This is a genomic window from Streptomyces rubellomurinus (genome assembly GCF_000961885.1).
Taxonomy (GTDB): Bacteria; Actinomycetota; Actinomycetes; order Streptomycetales; family Streptomycetaceae; genus Kitasatospora; species Kitasatospora rubellomurina.
This window is the reverse complement of the sequence record NZ_JZKH01000095.1, coordinates 1-16,913: the sequence shown is the minus strand read 5'-3', so window position 1 is coordinate 16,913 and position 16,913 is coordinate 1. Positions and strand designations below refer to the sequence as shown.

The window sequence follows — 16,913 nt, the reverse complement described above, 5'->3', positions numbered from 1 at the left end:
GGTCGTGGACGCACGACGCGGACCCGGCCCCGGAGAGCGGCAAGCACGCATGGGAGAATCCGGCAGGTGAGCCCTACGTCATCGCCCCGGACCCCGGTTCAGCTCTGTGCGGATGCCGGCTGTTCCCAGCCCTCCGCGTACCGGACGCGTTCGCGCGACGCCTGGTGCGACGAGCACATCACCGGCATCCTCCGCGCCGGCGGGCTGGAGCCGCTGGAGCCCTTCACCAAGCCGACGGCGTGGCGCCTGACCAGGTGCCTGACGTGCGGCTGCGAGGCCCACTACCGCTTCGAGTACACCGTCGCCAAGAACGGGGAGGACGAGGCGACGTGCCGGGCGTGCTACTGGCGCCGGTGGGCGCAGGACGAACGACGGCGCCACGGCGCCTACGCGGACCTGACGCCGGTTCCCGTGGCGCAGGCGAGGGAACACGCGCAGAAGCACGGCTACGACCACCTGGCAGCACTGACCACCCCGTCCTACGCCGACGACCCCCACCACGTCCGCTGCACGTACTGCGGCCGCCTCGCCGCCGAACGGCTGGGGGACATCGCGTTCGGCTGCCGCTGCCAGACCAACCCGAGCCGCGCACGACAGACGCCCAACCCGCCCGGGCAGAAGCAGCGGGCCCTGCTGAAGGACTCCGGGCTGCCGCTCCTCGCGTGGTGGGACCACGAGGCGAACGACCTCGCGCAGTGGGAGACCGTCACCGTGACGGCCCGCCGGGAGGCGGCCTGGCGCTGCCCCGACTGCGGCCTGCGGTTCACCGCCCGGGTCCACGACATGATCCACCGGGCGCAGTGCCCGACGTGCGAACCGAAGCGCCGCGCCGAGTGGCAGGCGGAGTACGAGCGCTACCAGGTGACGCCGGTCGCCGATGTGCCCGAACTGCTCGCCGCGTGGGCCGACGACGAGGACCCCCGCACCGTCACCGTCGCCGAGCTCGGACCCCTGCGACGCTTCCGCTGCCCGCAGGGACACCACCCGCGAATATCCCCGTACACCTACCTGCGCTCGGGCTGCCCCTCCTGCCGGAGCCAGGAGACCCGCGCCGCCCGGCTGGACGTCGCCGCCACCGATCCCGCCCCGTTCCGGATCAGCCCGGAGATCGCCTCCCAGTGGCACCCGACCCGCAACGCCCGCATCACCCTGGCCAAGCTCTCCCCCAGGTCGCGCAGAACGGTGTGGTGGCAGGACCCGGGCTGCGGCCACGAGTGGCAGGACACGCCGGAGCAGCGCGACAAGGGACAGCGGCTGCGCTGCCCCGAGTGCCGTACGATCCTCGACTCGCTCGCGTTCCACTTCCCCGAACTCGCCGCCGAGTGGTCGCCCGTGAACCCGCTCTCGGCCTGGCACGTGCGGCCCAGTGGGCAGACGGCCTTCGTCCCGACCTGGGAGTGCACCGCCGACCCGACGCACGTGTGGCAGGCGTCCCTGGCCTCTCGCGCCGCCGGCAGCGGCTGCCCCGAGTGCAGGGAACACGGCAAATCCCGGATCGAGCTCGACCACCACGCGGCCGCGGAACGCGCGTTCGGCAAGGCCTCGTCCGGTCAGGCCGTACGCCATGACGCGTTCGTCCGGCGCGGCGTGTGGCACGTCGACATCACGGTCGACCTCTGCGACGGCCGGAAGCTCGCCGTGGAGTACGACGGGTCCTACTGGCACGCGGAGAAGGCCGCTGTCGACGAGGAGAAGTCCCGTGACCTGCTGGCCGCGGGGTTCCTCGTCGCGCGGCTGCGGGAGCATCCGCTGCCCGGTCTGCCGATCGCCGATCCGGCCTACGCGGAGTTCGTCGTCCATGCGACCGCTCCCGACCCGGACGGCGTGATCGAGCGCGTCAGGCAGTGGGTGTCGGACCGCTGACCGCGGGCCCCTCGACAACGGCGGTGGGTGAGGCCGCAGTTCGGCGTCCTACCACTGGTTCGCTGTCCTGACGCCGCCTCAGGTGGCGTCATCGATCGACCCGGGCGTCAACGAGCCGGTGACCGCCGGGTTCGCGAACCGATCGCCTTGGGTAGGCAAGCGGGCACCGAACGTAGGCGACAGAAGGGATCCGTGATGAGCGGTCAGCCGGCAGGGGCGACGGACGCTGGCGATGTCCAGGCTGCGGCACCGTACGACGAGGCCGATGTCATCTTCCACGGCGGGGAGATCGTGACGGTCACCGTGGACTCCCGGGAGTCCGACCCGCGCCCCGAGGCGGTGGCCGTGAAGGACGGTGTCATCGTCCACGTCGGCGACTACCAGGAGGCCGTCAGCCGCTGGCAGGGGCCGCGCACGCAGGTGCGCGACCTCGCCGGCCGCGCGCTGCTGCCCGGGTTCATCGACGCCCACGGACACCTGGGCGGCATCGGGCTGCAGGCCACCCTCGCCAACCTGCTGGCCGCCCCGGACGGCGACGTCACCGACATCGCCTCGCTCCAGGCGAAGCTGCGCGCGTGGGCGAAGACCCCGGTGGGCGCCTTCTCCCAGTGGATCATCGGATTCGGCTACGACGACGCCATGCTCGCCGAAGGCCTCCACCCCACCCGCGAGGACCTGGACGAGGTGTCCACCACCCGGCCGGTGCTGGCCATCCACCAGTCGTTCCACCTCGGGGCGGTGAACAGCCGCGGGCTGCGGGAGCTGGGCTACACCAGGGACACGGACGATCCGGCCGGCGGCGTCATCCGTCGCCGACCCGACGGCGAGCCCGACGGCGTGCTGGAGGAGACCGCCTTCACCCCCGCCTCCGAAAAGGCCACCGCCGGCCTGCCGTTGACCGCCCTGGCCGCGCTCTTCAGCAAGGGCGTGACGTCGGCCGCGAGCTTCGGCTTCACGACCGTTCAGGAGGGCGGTGCCACGCTGAAGAACCTGAAGGCCCTGCGGGACGCCGCCGCCCTCGTACCGTTCAAGATCGACGTCGTCGCCTACGCCCGGGCCGACGAGGCGACGGCCTCGCTGGAGGAGGACCCGGTCGGGGCGAGCCAGGAGTACAAGCAGGGCGTACGGGCGGCCGGGGTGAAGATGTACCTGGACGGATCCCCGCAGGGCCGGACCGCCTGGCTCACCGAGCCCTACGAGGAGCGGCCGACGGGCACCCCCGAGGGTTACCGCGGCTACCCCACCATCGACGACCCCAAGGTCGTCCTCGACCAGGTGCGCACCGCGTACGCCCGGGGCTGGCAGGTGCTCGCGCACGTCAACGGCGACGCCGCGATCGACCAGTTCGTCGAGGCGGTCGGGGCCGCCGCCGAGGAGGCCGGCCCCGGCGACCGGCGGACGGTGGCGATCCACGCCCAGACCGCCCGCGAGGACCAGATCGAGGCGTTCGCCCGCCTGGGCGTCATCCCGTCCTTCTTCTCCATGCACACCTACTACTGGGGCGACTGGTACCGCAAGACCGTCCTCGGCGAGGAGCGGGCCGCGAACATCTCCCCCGCCCGGTGGGCCGTCGACCGGCAGATGATCTACACCTCGCACCACGACGCCCCGGTGGCCCTCCCGAACTCGATCGCCATCCTCTCCAGCCAGGTCACCCGCCGCACCCGCACCGACCAGGTCGTCCTCGGGCCCGAGCAGTGCGTGTCCGCCCTGGACGCGGTCAAGTCCATCACCATCCACGCCGCCCACCAGTACTTCGAGCAGGACCGCAAGGGCAGCATCGAGGTCGGCAAGCTCGCCGACCTGGTGATCCTCTCCGCGAACCCCCTGACGATCGCGCCGGACGAGATCAAGGACATCACGGTCGCCGAGACCATCAAGCAGGGCACCACCATCCACTCCGCCGCCACCGCCGCCGCCCGCAGCGAGGACCCCGAACCCGGGCTCGAAGTCCCGACCGACTACCAGTGGCACGGCTGCTGCTGACGGAAGGGCGGCTCAGCGGGCGACTACGTGGCCGTCGTCGGGGCGGTGGTCACGGGAGCGGCGCAGGTCGGTGGCGACGTAGGTGCGGTGCAGCCAGCGGTCCGCTCCGTCGTAGCGGGGCTGGAAGGCGGTGCGGCCGTGCACGGTGACGCGGTTGTCGAGGACGACCAGGTCGCCGGGTGTCAGGTACAGGGTGCGGGCGGTCGCCTCGACGGCGCGGCCGAACTCGGCCAGCGCGGCGGCGGCCCGAGGGGTGAGCGGGGTGGTGACGAGTTGGGCCATGCGGATGTCGGGGTCCTCGGCCGCTCCCGACAGGACCGGCCGGGGCTCGGGTTCGGCCCCGCTCGCCCCGGGGCCGAAGGAGGGCGGCGGTGCGGTGCGGAACTCCGGTGCGAACAGGACCTCGCGGCCGGCCGGAGTCAGGAGCGGCAGCGCTTGACGGATGCCCGCGACGCGCAGGCCGGCGGTCCGGTCGTGGTCGGCGCGCAGGCACAGGAAGACCACGTAGTCGGGCGGGTGGGGGTGGAAGCCGTTCTCGCTGTGGAAGGACAGCGGCGCCGACCCGGCGTTGCCGTGGAAGGACTCCTGCCCCGGTACGGGCACGACGTCCTGCACGAGGGCGCCGGACTTCTCGGCCAGGTAGGCGTGCGGCTCGCCGAGTCCGCAGGCCACCATGGTGAGCAGCGCGGCCGGGAGGGTGGCCCGGCGCTGGACCGAGCCGGGTACGGCCGGTGTCGGGGGCAGGGCGGGCTGATCGACGGGCAGGCCGCCGATCAGCAGGGTGCCGTGCGGACCGGAGTGCCGGCGGAAGCGGCGTAGCGCGCGGCGCAGTGGCAGCGGGAGTTCGTCGCTCGCGTCCCGGGCGCGTGCCACCCACTCAGGGCTGTCGACCGCTTCGTACCGGTCGGCGCACAGGGTGCGGGCCAGACGCTCGCACGTGGTGGCATCGGCCGGGTCCAGGTTCAAGTCGGCTGCGACCGGGGCGTGTTGTGTGGTGCCGGGCATCAGGCCTCCTGCTGACGAAGGGTGGGCGGCCGGGCTCACGAGTGGCGCAGGGCGGCGACGGCGTCGGCGATGTAGTGGTCCCCGAACAGGATCAGCGGGGCGTACTGGGCGGCGCGGCGATGGCGCATGAGCCGTAGCTCGGCGACGGCGTTGTCGGGGCCTTCCGGCCGCTGGGCGATGGAACGACGCAGATGCACCATCGCGTACGCGAGGGTGACGTGCCGTTCGGCGTCCACGATGTCCGCTTCCAGGAGAGCGCCCCGCGCCTCGGCCAACTCCTGGTCGCGGGCGGCCAGTTGCTCGAAGGAGTCGGGTACCGCCGTCAGCAGGTCCTTCATTGCCGCCCGGAACAGCTTGTAGCCGCGGTGCTGGCGCCCGCTGAGCGGGATGTCGGTCGACGGCGGCGCCATGGTCCTGCGGATCTCCGCCATGTAGTGGTCGGCCGGGATCGTACTGGCGTGGTTCATGGCCGCCGGGAAGCCGCGCACGTACGCCGTCGCGTCCGCCAGCCGTCCCAGTGCGGCCTCGACGTCGCCGCGCCGCAGCTGACGGGTGGCCTCGGCCACGGCCACCGCGGCGCACACGTTGAACAGGACGTGGACCTGGTGCCCGATGAGCCACCGGGCGTTCCACACCCTCTCCAACGGCGCCCCCGCACCGGGCTCGGGGACGTCCACCGGCGGGAGGGAGTCGGGGACGGCCGACCCCGCACCGGTGAGATCGAGCACCGCCTGCCGCATCCCGGCGACCTCCAGCGCCAGGTCGGCGCCCGACAGCGGCGCCTCGCAGAGGTCCTCCAGACCGCGGTGGACGACCAGGGCGCCGTGCAGGGCGGCCTGTTGGTCGGACAGCTCCACCTCGCGGACCCGGAAGTACGACTGACTGGTCGACTCCGCGGGAACCTCCTCACCGGCCACGGGCGGAGCCAGTGCCGTCAGCGCGGCCACCAACTCGCCCGCCACCACGGCGGCTTCCCGCAGCGCGGCGGTCCGCTCGACCGGCCGGGCATGGGTCGCCACCCCCGCCAGCACGCGCGCCGCCCGCCCCGCTTCGGCAGCGACCCGCGGGCCCAGCGCCGGAACGGGCCGCCCGGCCCGGGGCTCACGGAAGACAGCGACGGGAGGATGACCGGCAACCGGAGACAGGCCCATGGTGGGAATAGTTCGCCAGGAACGCGCCGCACGAAACCTGATCCGCGAGTCGATTGCCGTGCGGTGCACCAGAGTTGGCCGATAGCGCGCGGGCCGCCCCCAGCAGGGAACGGCCCGCGGCCGGGTGGTTCGGTGGCGCCTGCGCTCAGCCCAGCTGCTGGGCGTTCAGGCTGGTGAGGTGTTCCTGGGCGGGGCTCTCCTTCGCGTAGAGGACCTGGATGTCGATGGCGAGGTCGGTGCCGGGGTCGATGGTGTGTCCACCGCCCGCCGGGGAACCGAGCAGGACGCTGCCCTCGGTGCCGTCCCGCAGGATCTGACCCCAGAAGACATCGGTGAAACCCTTGTACAGGGAGGTTCCGTCCGGCAGGTCACCGAAGCCGAGCGCCCACTTCACGACGCGCGTCTCGGCGGCGCGCACCGTGATCCGGTAGGAGTAGATCCACTTCTGGGTCTCCCAGTCCTGCCACTTGCTCAGGAAGGACTGCTCGACGATCAGGTTCCCCAGGAAGGGAGCCGCCAGCGCCGACTGCGGCTGGTCGTTCCAGGTGCCGTTCGGACTGTCGGCCATCGCGATCCGCCGCAGGTCCGCGATCGCGGACCTGCGGTCCACCGGCAGCGAGTGGCCCCGCTGGTCGGCGGCCGAGAAGAGCGCGTTGTCTTCGTCGGTGCGGTTGACGACGCTGCTCACCCCGTCCGCGCCGTGGTCGAAGCCGTACACGGAGAAGTCGTTGACGTGCGAGCCCACCGGAATGGCCAGGATCTTGTCACCGACCCCCGGGGTCTGACCGATGTTGAAGTTGGTGGCACGGTAGAGGCAGAAGCTTCCCTCGGGGCACGCCTCTTCTCCCTGGCCGTAGATCAGCCGCGCGTTCTCGTCGCTCACCACGTCTGCCTTCCTGTTGACGACCGATGGGCCGGCACAGAAGTGCCCGGGCTCCTGCCTCCGTTGAGGCCTTTCGGGCCGTGACACATCGCGGCCGGCACCGCCAAGTGACATTACCATCACCATCCGTAGTCGAATGACTCGACTCGCAGGCCGCTTCGCGCCCCATCGGCCAGTGCCAGCCACCCAGTTGACGCAGCAGAACGAGGCGCCGGCCAGGGTTCACCCAGTGCGTCAAGGATCTATGGAACGAGCAGCGCCGCCGCTGGCCGCAACTCACCTGTACGAATTGACCGTTGTGGCTCCGCTCGAGCGGCGCTGGTCGAACGGAGGTGTCGATTGGGCGACTTCGCCGAATGCCACGCTGGCGGCCGGGCCTCGGTCGGCAGCGGACCGGAGGAGGCCGCGAGCCCTGGCCGACTGTCTCATCCCGTACCTGAACGTGCCGGCGGGGCCCCTTCCGCAGCTTCCTCGACGCGCCACAAGATCAATCGCCAGGTGAGCCCCAGATGCGGAACGAGCCACCTCGTCGCCCGGTTGGCCAGCCCTCACGATGGTGTCAAGATGATTGAAAGGGGTTTTAAACCAGTTGAAGCCTGCGACGGTATCGACGGGAGTTGAGTCAGCATGGCCGACGACTCGGATCTATTCGAAACAATCGCGAGCGCAGTTCCATTTGGTGAATACATGGCCAAGGGCCTGGAAGTTGTTCAGGGCATGTACAACTTCGGACGGAGCGGTCAGGGACAGCAAGCCATCGAGCAACTTCAGCAGCAGGTGCAAGCAATCGGGGCCGATCTCAAGAATCTCAGCGGTAAAGTCGACGAACTGAACGCCCGAGTGACCCAGGACGAGAATCTGGCGCGCCTGAGAAGCATCAACGGATACCATCGGGATATTGAAGGTCTTGCGTTCGAGTTGACCCATGCCACGAGCGCCGATGAAATCGCTGTCATTGCGAAGAAAGCATCACTGAGCGCATCATCAATGACTGACGACGAGGATCTCTGGCTGTGGAGCGACATCCTTCACCATCCAAGCCCCGGCGGCACGGAGGGAACAGAGCTGACGACGCCAGAATTCAAAGTCATTCCCTTGCCGGTATACGGACTGACCGTCGGATTGTTCTCGCTGGCTTCGTCACTGCACATCGCCAAGGAGCCGAGTGCCGCCGGCGGCTATCTGAGCACATTCCAGACACTCGCCGACACGGTGAGCGTACGACCTGACTGGGTCGACATCGAAAAGCCCGCCAAAACACTCCCGGAGAAGATCCGGGCAAGCATCACCGTCATGCCGATCGCTGCGACCAACTACCCGGCTGGAGGGAAATGCACCTATGGCCTCGAGTGCGTGAACCGGATCGAGCGAACGGCGGTCATCGTGCGCACCGTGACGCTGACCGATTCACCGGCAGGTTCCATGTGCGAGGCGCCTCCCAACCTGGGATATGCCGACGAGACCCGGATCGAGGACGAGTACGCTCCGATCCAGCTCCTCGCCGTCCTGGAAGAAATGCTTTTCCGCCTGCGGACCAGCGGCACACTCGCCGACCCCCCGCGTCAAGATTTTCCCGATATCCGTGCTGTCACTGGGGCGCTCTATGCCGTTCAGCCGGACGGGGATCTGGTGATGTACTCATTCAACACCGACAACCACCTGAGCACCCCGTTCGATTGGCACACCTCCGGCACCGTCGTGGGAACGGGTTGGCGGAACTACATCGATATCCTTTCCGGCTACTGGAACGTGCTCTACGCCGTTCAGGATGACGGTGCGATTCTGTGGTACGAGCATGACGGTGCGGCGAACGAGGTCAACTCCTGGTCCGGCCCGAAGGTAGTCGAGGCCGCGACGATCCAGATCGACAACTGGATCGACTGGAGAATCTCCGGAGGATCCGGATGGATGTACCAGGTGAGGAGATCTGAGGGCGTCGGCGGTGGCCTGAAGCAAGCCATCCCTAGAATCACACTCGAGTCCGCTTATCATGCCGGTTACAAGACTGGCGAGGGAAGCTTTTCTCAACCTGCGACTCTTGCGAACCAGTGGAGCCAGTACCGGATTGTCTTCAGCGGGTCAAACAATGTAATCTTCGGAATTTCCGACGATGGCCGACTTTGGTGGCACAGGCACGACCCTGTCCACGGTAGCCTCGAAGGGCCCGTCGAGGTCGGGAGCGGCTGGGACATCTTCAGGAATGTGTTCAGCAGCGGCAATGGGATGATCTTCGGAATCTATCCGAATGGAACCATGATGGGGTACCTGCTCAATGAATGGGAGCTCGGGCCGCACGACGGCCCTGCCACGTGGGTCGGGCCCGTTCCGGTCGGCGGCCCCAACTGGAACGGTTTCCAACGGATCATCCCGAGGTTTGACGAGGGAAGCATCACCGTCAAATGACCGGCCGCATCGGTAAGTGAGCGGCGACTCTCAATGCGCGGATCGGGGCGGTGACTTGCCCAGCCAGCGGGCCGGGCAGTCGGGGCTACCGGGTGGTGCGGGGGTAGCGGTGGAGGAAGGTCTCGACGAGGAAGCGCGCGAGGTCGGTGAGCCGTTGCGGGGGGTAGGTGGCGGGGTCGCGCAGGAGGAGCCGGCCGCCGTCCTCGAGGGTGGTGAGCAGGACGTGGGCGAGGAGGTCGACGTCGACGGTGTCGGTGCCCGGCCGGCCGCGGAGGAACCGGCGGGTGGTGTCCGCGAGGCGGGTGCGGAGGTCGGCCTCGGTGGCTTCCTTGTACTTGCGCACCGGTGCCGGTGAGGTGTCGACGGGTAGCAGGATGGCGCGCCAGCGGGCGGGGTGGGCGAGGACGGCGTCGAAGAAGCCGCGGGCGACGGCGGTGAAGACCTCGACGGGGTCGGCGTCGGCCGGGTCGGCGGGGACGACGTCGGCGAGCTGGGCGAGGGCGCGCTGCCCCTCGCGTTCGAGCAGGTCGCGGAGGATGTGGTTCGCGTCGGTGAACTGGCCGTAGACCACCGGGCGGGTGACGCCGGCGAGCCGGGCGACGGCGTCGACCGACACGGCGGCCACCCCGTCGGCGTTGATGATCTCCAGCGCGGTGTCGAGCAGTTGCTCACGGCGCTCCACGGGAGGCAGCCGAGGAGCGTAGGGCCGCTTGGGGGTGGTCTGCGCTCTGGCCATGTGCCGGATCGTACCTTGCAAAGCTACACAGCTGAAGCTACGGTCCTGAAGCTACACGACCGTAGCAAGCCGGGCGCGAAGGGGATCCACACCGCCTCCGGCCGTCCGACCCCAGCGCAGAGCCCCGGAGCCCGAAGCACATGTCCGACACGAGCACCACCACGTTCCCCCAGGACGTCCTGGACGCCTGGGACGCCGCAGGAATCGACCTGTCGACCCTCTTCTCCGCCGGCCCGCTCTGCGACCGCATGGGCATCCGCATCCTGGAGGCTTCCGGCGACCGGGTCGTCGGCACGATGCCCGTCGAGGGCAACACCCAGCCCTACGGCCTCCTCCACGGCGGCGCCTCCGCCGTCCTCGCCGAGAGCCTCGGCTCGACGGCGGCGGCACTGCACGGCGGTCCGACCAAGTACCCGGTCGGAGTCGACCTGAACTGCACCCACCACCGCGCCGTCCGCACCGGCACGGTGACCGGCGTCGCCACCGCCGTCCACCTCGGCCGCACCACCGCGACCTACGAGATCGTCATCACCGACGCCACCGGCAAGCGGGTCTGCACCGCCCGCCTCACCTGCCTCCTGCGGTCCATGAGCTGACCGGAAGCCCGCCTGCCCGCCTACGGGACCACGTCGAGGTAGCTCATCATGCCGTGGTCCTCGTGGGCGGCGATGTGGCAGTGGAACATCCAGCGGCCCGGGTAGTCGGCGAAGGCGACCCGGATCACCGTCGTGCCGGGGGTGCCGTCGACCGCGTGGGGGACGGGGACGGTGTCCTGGCGGTGGGTGTAGGGCTGCGGAGCCCCCTGGACGGAGACCACCTGGAAGGAGGTGGTGTGCAGGTGGATGGGGTGGTCCTCGCCGGAGTGGTTGCGGATGGTCCACTCCTCGACCGTGCCGAGCCTGGCCGGGGTGGCGAAGACGGAGCTGCCGTCCGTGAACCGCTTCCCGTTGATGTAGAAGGTGTTGCCGTCCGCGCTCTCGGTCAGGTCCACCGTCCGCCGCCGGGCGACGGGCGCCGCGGCGAGGTCGGCCGGGGCGGTGGGGAGGGCGCCGGTGACGTCCGGCAGGCGGTGTACGGGCGCGCCGGTGACCGCGACCGTCGCCAGCTCCGTGTCCGGGTAGGCGTCGCCCTGCGGCCCGTTGCTGTAGGCGGTGGTGCGCAGCGTCGTGCGGGTGGGGTGGGGGTCGGCGGTGACGAGGACGTCGTAGCGCTTGCCGGGCGGCAGGAGCAGGGTGTCGGCGGTGGTCACCCGGGCGACGGGGGTGCCGTCCTCGCCGACGACGGTGAAGCGGTGGCCGTCGAGGTGGAGGCGGTAGAAGATGTCGGCTCCGGCGTTGACGAGGCGCCACAGCTGGGTCTCGTCGGGTCTCATCTCCAGGACGGGCCGCAGCCGGCCGTTGACCAGGCGGACGGTGGGGTTGCCGGAGTCGATCGACGTGGTGGCGGTGTTCTGGGCGATGCGGCCGGCGGCGTCGAGCTGGACGTCCTTGAGCACGAGGGTGTGCGCGGTGATCTGCCGCAGCTCCGGCGGGAGCAGGGTGCGGTCGTCCCCGACGAGCAGGGCTCCGGACAGGCCGGCGAAGACCTGGTTCTCCACGTCCCCGGGCGTGCCCGGCGCGCTCGGGGCCGCGGGGTCGGGGCAGGTGGTGCCCATGGCGTGGCTGTGGTACCAGAAGGTGCCCTGCGGGTGCTCGGCGGGGACGGCCAGCCGGTAGGTGGTGGAGCGGCCCGGGGCGACGCACAGGAAGGGGTCGTCGGACTGGCCCTCGGGTGACACGTGCAGGCCGTGGAAGTGCAGGTTGGTGGCGACCGGCAGCTCGTTGACGAGGCGGACGGTGATGGTCGACCCCGGGTTCACCCGGATGGTGGGGGCGACGAACGAGCCCGTGTAGGTGGCTCCGTGGACCGGGCGCCCGGAGACGTCGAACAGGCTCCGGGTGGCGCCCAGGGTGATGGTGACGCTCTCGCCGTCCGCGGCGGTCGCGTCCGCGGTGGCCGGCTCCTGGAAGGGCGTGCCCGCCCGCATGCCCTTCTCCTGCTCGGCCGTCGAGGGCGGCCGGGTCGCGTCCGCCCTCGCCTGGGCGCCGATGGCCGCCGAGAGGAGGACCGCCACCCCGGCCGCCGCGTGGATCACCCGTCCGGTGCGCCGCGCCTGTCGCCGGCGGGGGCCGGCGGCGCCGCCGATGTCATGGGACATCAGGCCTCCGTGATTCGTACCGTTTCGTCAGGGTTTGTGACGCGGCTACAGCCTGACCGCTCGGTCGGCCACCGACAACCCGTGGAACAGCCGCCCGGGCACCGCCACGCCGCCGGGCGGCCACCCGTCCAAGGAGGCGCCCCCTACGGCACCGCAGGCGGCAGCATGTTGACGGTTCACCCATCATTTCGGGTGACCTCGCACGGTGATCACTGGAGCGAGGGAGGTCGGCTACGCACCATGTGGCGCATGGACCACTTCATGAGCAGGCGCAGCACCCTCGCCGCCGCCCTGGCCGCCGGCGTCGCCGGTGTCGCCGCCACCGGCCTTCCGGCGGCCGCCTCCACCGCCGACTCCGGCCGGGCGCGGGAACACCGCGACCCCGCCGCCGCGGATCCCGCGTCGGCCTGGGAACTGCCGACCGACCGGGCCGCGCAGGAGGGCGACCCCGAAGCCGACGAGGTCATCGAGGAGTTGGTGCGCACCGACCGGATGGCGGTGGCCAACCAGGCCTTCCACGACTGGACGCGCAACGACCAGCCGGTGCCGGACGCGGCCCCGCCCGTGCTGTACGACTTCCTGCGGCGCAACGCCGTGCTGAGCGCCGAGGAGCGCGCGGCGGTCGACCGGCTGGCGCACGGCGACTCGATCAAGCTCCTCCAGGGCAACATGGAGGCGATCACGGTGACCGAGGCCTTCGGCGGCCTCTTCGCCGCGCTTGCCGACCCGCTGCTCGCCAAGTCGGTCTGGTACGCCAAGTACGACCTCGTGATGGACATCGGCCGGCGCTTCTCCCGCACGATGAACACCATGTGGGACTCGTTCGGCCACAACAGCTGGAACCCGTCCGGCAACGCCCTGGTCACCCTGGTCAAGCTGCGGCTCGTGCACGCCGCGGCCCGGCACATGGGCCTGGCGCACGGGTGGAACACCGCCCGGGACGGCATGCCGATCAGCCAGCGGCTGGAGGTCGAGGAGCTCATGTACGTGGGCGCCTACAACCTCCAGTTGGCCGCCAAGTACGACTTCCGCCCCACCCGGCAGCAGATCGACGAGCTGCTGGCCCTGGTGCGCGTCGGCGGCCGCCTGCTGGGCATCCAGGACGCGTACAACCCGCGGACCCTCGACCAGGCCAACCAGGTCCTCGCCGATGCCGCCGCCAACCACCGGGCCCCGTCCGACGAGGGCACCAAGCTCGCGCACAACATGCTGGACTGGATGGACCGGAAGATCTTCCCCGGCGCCGGCGCGGTCGGGGCGTCCATGGTCCGGATGATGGACGCGCACGTCGCCGACGTGCTGGACATCAAGCCCAACCCGGCCCTCGACACCCCCGTCGCCACGCTCGCGCCGTACCTGTACCGGCCCGCCTACGAGGTCCAGCAGACGTTCCCGCTGCTCGCCCCGATCCACGCGCAGATGTTCAAGGTCGCCTCGCAGATGGTCGCCTGGTACGCCGTCGACTTCCGCGACTACGACCTCCAGATGCCCACCCGCTGAGCTCCGAGGAAGCCCCGCGCTACCCCCGGGCCCGGGAGCCGAACGTACAATCGCCGGACGAGTAGGCGTGGGAGGGCGCGGTGGGACACTTCGAGGGCTTCGACGTCGACGGCTTCTGGGACGACTCGGCGTACGCCCTGGAGGCGTACGTGGAGGAGGCCCCGCCCTCACGGGAGTTGATCGAGGCGTTGGAGGAGGAGCTCGGCGGATACCGGCTGCCCGACTCCTACATCGCGCTGATGACCGTGCACAACGGCGGCACTCCGACCCGGACCTGCTTCCCCATGCCCGAGGCGACGGACCGGGCCGACGACTACATCGAGATCACCGGTATCCGGGGCATCGGGCGGACCCGGTCGCAGTCGCTCGGCGGCGAGTTCGGCAGCCTGTTCTGGATCGAGATGTGGGAGTACCCCGACATCGGTGTCTACTTCGCCGACACACCTTCGGCCGGCCACGACATGCTCGCCCTCGACTACCGCGCGTGCGGCAGGCACGGCGAGCCGACCGTGGTGCACGTCGACCAGGAGAACGGCTTCGCGATCACCCTGGTCGCGGAGAGCTTCGAGGCGTTCGTCACGGGCCTGGTCCACGAGTCCGTCTACGACACGTAGGAGCAGGACCGGCTCGCCGAGCCGGCCATGGTGCGCGATGGCAGCTTCTCCCGGACGGTTCACCGATGCGGCCGTCGCCGTACTGCTGGATGAACTCGCCGCCGTGGCCGGGGAAGGCGGGTAGTCGTACTCGTCAGGGCGGCGGCGCAGTGATCCGGCAGCCGGCCGACCCCGCACTCCGGCCCGGCCGGGGGCGCCGACCACACCCGCCCGGCCGCCTCCCGACCGGTGCCGGGATTTCCGTGCGGGTGCCGGGTGCCGGTGCGCCCGCCCCGCTGGGTGCGCGGGGCGGGCGGGCGGGTGGTGTCAGCCGCGGGGCAGGTCGAGGTGTGGCGGGGTCAGCCGGACTTGGCGGTGGCGCGGACGCCGAAGTGGACGTAGCGCGTGCCGTCGCCGAGGGCGTAGAAGACGACGGGGATCCAGGCGTCCTTGTCGTTGCGGCGGCCGGCGAAGACGGTCTTGGCAGGGGTGTCGGAGACGGGGGTGAGGTGCCAGACGAGCGGGTCGAAGGTGCCGGCGAGGCCTTCGACGCCTTCGTAGCGCAGATCCAGCACGCCTTCGCCGTCGCCTTCGGCTTCGGCTTCGGCACGGGCGGTGATGGTCATGAGGAAGCCCTCGCGCTTGTAGCGGCCGGTGAAGGGCGCCGTGTCGACGACCGGGGGGTTCTCGGCCGGTTCGAACGCGGGCATGGTGACTCCGGCGAGTTCGGCGCTCAGTTCGCGGCAGAGAGCCTCGTGGACCTTCGGTGCGGCGCCTCCGCCGTTGGTGAGCAGGGCGATGGCGAGGCCCTTCTCCGGAATGGCCCGCAGGTAGGCGAGTTGGCCGAAGGTGCTGCCGTCATGGCCGAAGCCACGAGCGCCGTCCCACTCGAAGAGACCCCAGCCGAGGCCCCAGTGTGCGCCGAGGAACCACTGGTCGGGCATCTCCACCTCGCGGGTGAGCATCGCCTCCACAGCCGCGGCGGAGAGCACCCGGGTGCCGTCCGGCGAGGTGCCGCCGTCGATGAACAGCCGGGCGAAGCGGACCACGTCGGCCGCGGTGGCGCTGATGCCGCCGTACGGTCCGGCGGAGCGGGGCAGCATGTTCCACAGCGGGGTGGGCGTCGGGTCCTCACCGGGCTCGCCCATGTGCCCCATCGCGGCGCGGAAGCGCAGGACCTCCTCGGGAAGCGTCATGGTCTGCCGGAGCCCGAGCGGGTCGCAGATCAGCTCCTTGAGCGCCTCGTCCCAGGTCCGGCCGGTGACCACCTCGCCGATCCGACCCAGGACGTTGTACGCGGTGCTGGAGTAGGACATGGTGGCGCCGGGCGGATTGGTGAGGCCGACCTTGCGAGTGCCGTCGACGTAGCGGGCCAGGCAGTCGTCGCCACGGCCCGTGTCGTTCACGTAGTCGCCCTCGATCCCGCTGGTGTGGTTGAGCAGCTGACGCGGCGTGATGGTGCGGGCGGCCTCGGCGTCGGCGAGGGCGAAGTCCGGCAGGACCGCCACGACCGGCTGGTCCGGGTCGAGCTTCCCCGCGTCGGCGAGGCTCAGGACGAGGGCGGCGGTGTAGCCCTTGCTGACCGAGCCGATCTGGAACACGGAGTCGACGGTGGTCTCGACACCGGTGCCGGTGTGCAGGATGCCACTGGCGAGTTCGTGGATCTCCCCGTTGGTGAGAACGGCCAGCACGGCGCCGGGGATGCGGTGGGTGGTGAGCAGGTCGTCGAGCCGGCGCTGCCAGTGGGCGGTGTCGAACGCCGCCGCGGTGGCCGTCCTGCCCAGCGCCCGGTCGACGGCCTGCGCGGCCGCCCGGTTGGTGCGGTCCACGAGCTTGGCGACCTCGCGGTCGACGTTGTCCGCGAACTCCTTGTACATGTCCTTCGACACGGTTTCCCCTCCCGGTGACGGGTGGCGCGATGACGCCCTACTCATTCGAACACCGTTTGAAACGATCTCTTGAACGCCGCGCTCGTACGGGGGCCCGAGGCCTCAGCGGGAGGGAGGCTGCCTACCAGCCGCCGCTGAGTCGCAGTGGCCGGGTGAAGGAGGCGTGGCCGGCGTTGTCCCACTCGTCGAGATCGCCTGTGGTGTCGTTGCGGGCGATGAGGTCGGCGGCAGCGGTGCCGCGGAACCTGCCGGCGGTGGTCTGGGAGAACGGAGCCCAGCCGGTGGTGACCGCCGTCCTCGCGCCGAAGGTGCCGTCGCCGTTGCCGGGCCAGCGGTAGAGGGTGCCGGTGGTGTCGTCGCGCGCGATGAGGTCGGCGTGGCCCGTGCCGCGGAAGTCGGCGGCGGTTGTCTGGGTGAAGTTCCAGCCTCCGGTCAGCAGGACGCGGCTGCCGAAGGTGCCGTCGCCGTTGCCCGGCCAGCGGTAGAGATTACCGTTGGAGTCGGCCGCGACCAGGTCGGCGTGGCCCGTGCCGCGGAAGTCGGCGGCGGTTGTCTGGGTGAAGTTCCAGCCTCCGGTCAGCAGTTTCTTGGTGCTGAAGGTGCCGCCAGCGTTGCCGGTCCACAGGTAGAGGTTGCCGGAGGAGTCCCGGGCGACCAGGTCGGCTATGCCGTCGCCGTTGAAGTCGGCGGCCGTGGTCTGGGTGAAG

At 70.5% G+C, this 16,913-nt stretch carries 13 protein-coding genes; 6 read left to right on the top strand and 7 right to left on the bottom strand.

Going from position 1 to position 16,913, the window contains the following annotated elements:
- The first annotated feature begins 66 nt into the window (after positions 1-66).
- Complete coding sequence (locus VM95_RS31590) at positions 67-1,863, top strand: zinc-ribbon domain-containing protein (protein WP_045703313.1); 1,797 nt, start codon at positions 67-69, stop codon at positions 1,861-1,863.
- Positions 1,864-2,058: 195 nt separating this feature from the next.
- On the top strand, positions 2,059-3,849 hold the full coding sequence (locus tag VM95_RS31585) for an amidohydrolase (RefSeq protein ID WP_078860833.1): 1,791 nt from the start codon (positions 2,059-2,061) through the stop codon (positions 3,847-3,849).
- A 12-nt stretch (positions 3,850-3,861) separates the two neighbouring features.
- Here VM95_RS31585 and VM95_RS31580 read toward each other — a convergent pair whose 3' ends face one another.
- From VM95_RS31580 to VM95_RS31570, 3 genes are all read right to left on the bottom strand, one after another.
- Entirely contained in the window at positions 3,862-4,854 is a 993-nt protein-coding gene (locus VM95_RS31580; RefSeq protein WP_045703311.1) for a clavaminate synthase family protein, read from the bottom strand.
- Positions 4,855-4,889: 35 nt separating this feature from the next.
- The gene (locus tag VM95_RS31575; protein ID WP_244179017.1) at positions 4,890-5,873 is read right to left on the bottom strand and encodes a hypothetical protein; all 984 of its coding nucleotides are present in this window, start codon (positions 5,871-5,873) and stop codon (positions 4,890-4,892) included.
- Between the two features lie 277 nt (positions 5,874-6,150).
- Positions 6,151-6,888, bottom strand: coding sequence for a peptidase inhibitor family I36 protein (locus VM95_RS31570; RefSeq protein WP_045703340.1), 738 nt, complete (start codon positions 6,886-6,888; stop codon positions 6,151-6,153).
- 627 nt (positions 6,889-7,515) lie between these two features.
- Here VM95_RS31570 and VM95_RS31560 point away from each other — a divergent pair.
- Complete coding sequence (locus tag VM95_RS31560; protein ID WP_107073158.1) at positions 7,516-9,291, top strand: tachylectin-related carbohydrate-binding protein; 1,776 nt, start codon at positions 7,516-7,518, stop codon at positions 9,289-9,291.
- Between the two features lie 85 nt (positions 9,292-9,376).
- Here VM95_RS31560 and VM95_RS31555 read toward each other — a convergent pair whose 3' ends face one another.
- Positions 9,377-10,027 carry a TetR/AcrR family transcriptional regulator gene (locus tag VM95_RS31555; RefSeq protein WP_045703303.1) on the bottom strand — a complete coding sequence of 217 codons (651 nt, stop codon included), beginning with the start codon at positions 10,025-10,027 and terminating at the stop codon, positions 9,377-9,379.
- A 140-nt stretch (positions 10,028-10,167) separates the two neighbouring features.
- Between VM95_RS31555 and VM95_RS31550 the strand changes: the two genes are divergently transcribed.
- Positions 10,168-10,623 carry a PaaI family thioesterase gene (locus VM95_RS31550; RefSeq protein WP_045703301.1) on the top strand — a complete coding sequence of 152 codons (456 nt, stop codon included), beginning with the start codon at positions 10,168-10,170 and terminating at the stop codon, positions 10,621-10,623.
- Between the two features lie 20 nt (positions 10,624-10,643).
- Here the strand turns inward: VM95_RS31550 and VM95_RS31545 are convergent, their stop codons facing one another.
- Positions 10,644-12,224 (bottom strand): multicopper oxidase family protein, encoded by a 1,581-nt coding sequence (locus VM95_RS31545; protein ID WP_078860831.1) that lies wholly within the window; start codon positions 12,222-12,224, stop codon positions 10,644-10,646.
- Positions 12,225-12,473: 249 nt separating this feature from the next.
- On the opposite strand from VM95_RS31545, the gene VM95_RS31540 reads away from it, so the two are divergent.
- Both VM95_RS31540 and VM95_RS31535 read left to right on the top strand, forming a co-directional pair.
- Positions 12,474-13,724 carry an oxygenase MpaB family protein gene (locus VM95_RS31540; protein ID WP_045703299.1) on the top strand — a complete coding sequence of 417 codons (1,251 nt, stop codon included), beginning with the start codon at positions 12,474-12,476 and terminating at the stop codon, positions 13,722-13,724.
- An 80-nt stretch (positions 13,725-13,804) separates the two neighbouring features.
- The gene (locus VM95_RS31535) at positions 13,805-14,338 is read left to right on the top strand and encodes an SMI1/KNR4 family protein (RefSeq protein WP_045703298.1); all 534 of its coding nucleotides are present in this window, start codon (positions 13,805-13,807) and stop codon (positions 14,336-14,338) included.
- Positions 14,339-14,676: 338 nt separating this feature from the next.
- Here VM95_RS31535 and VM95_RS31530 read toward each other — a convergent pair whose 3' ends face one another.
- Both VM95_RS31530 and VM95_RS31525 read right to left on the bottom strand, forming a co-directional pair.
- Entirely contained in the window at positions 14,677-16,206 is a 1,530-nt protein-coding gene (locus tag VM95_RS31530) for a serine hydrolase domain-containing protein (RefSeq protein WP_244179016.1), read from the bottom strand.
- A gap of 121 nt (positions 16,207-16,327) precedes the next feature.
- On the bottom strand, positions 16,328-16,913 hold a 586-nt coding region (locus VM95_RS31525), incomplete at its 5' end, for an FG-GAP repeat domain-containing protein (RefSeq protein ID WP_045703297.1).

Excerpts from the sequence above, each read along its gene's own strand:
- VM95_RS31585 (WP_078860833.1), top strand. The coding sequence starts at position 2,059 with ATGAGCGGTCAGCCGGCAGGGGCGACGGACGCTGGCGATGTCCAGGCT.
- VM95_RS31580 (WP_045703311.1), bottom strand. The coding sequence starts at position 4,854 with ATGCCCGGCACCACACAACACGCCCCGGTCGCAGCCGACTTGAACCTG.
- VM95_RS31560 (WP_107073158.1), top strand. The coding sequence starts at position 7,516 with ATGGCCGACGACTCGGATCTATTCGAAACAATCGCGAGCGCAGTTCCA.
- VM95_RS31555 (WP_045703303.1), bottom strand. The coding sequence starts at position 10,027 with ATGGCCAGAGCGCAGACCACCCCCAAGCGGCCCTACGCTCCTCGGCTG.
- VM95_RS31550 (WP_045703301.1), top strand. The coding sequence starts at position 10,168 with ATGTCCGACACGAGCACCACCACGTTCCCCCAGGACGTCCTGGACGCC.
- VM95_RS31545 (WP_078860831.1), bottom strand. The coding sequence starts at position 12,224 with ATGTCCCATGACATCGGCGGCGCCGCCGGCCCCCGCCGGCGACAGGCG.
- VM95_RS31540 (WP_045703299.1), top strand. The coding sequence starts at position 12,474 with ATGGACCACTTCATGAGCAGGCGCAGCACCCTCGCCGCCGCCCTGGCC.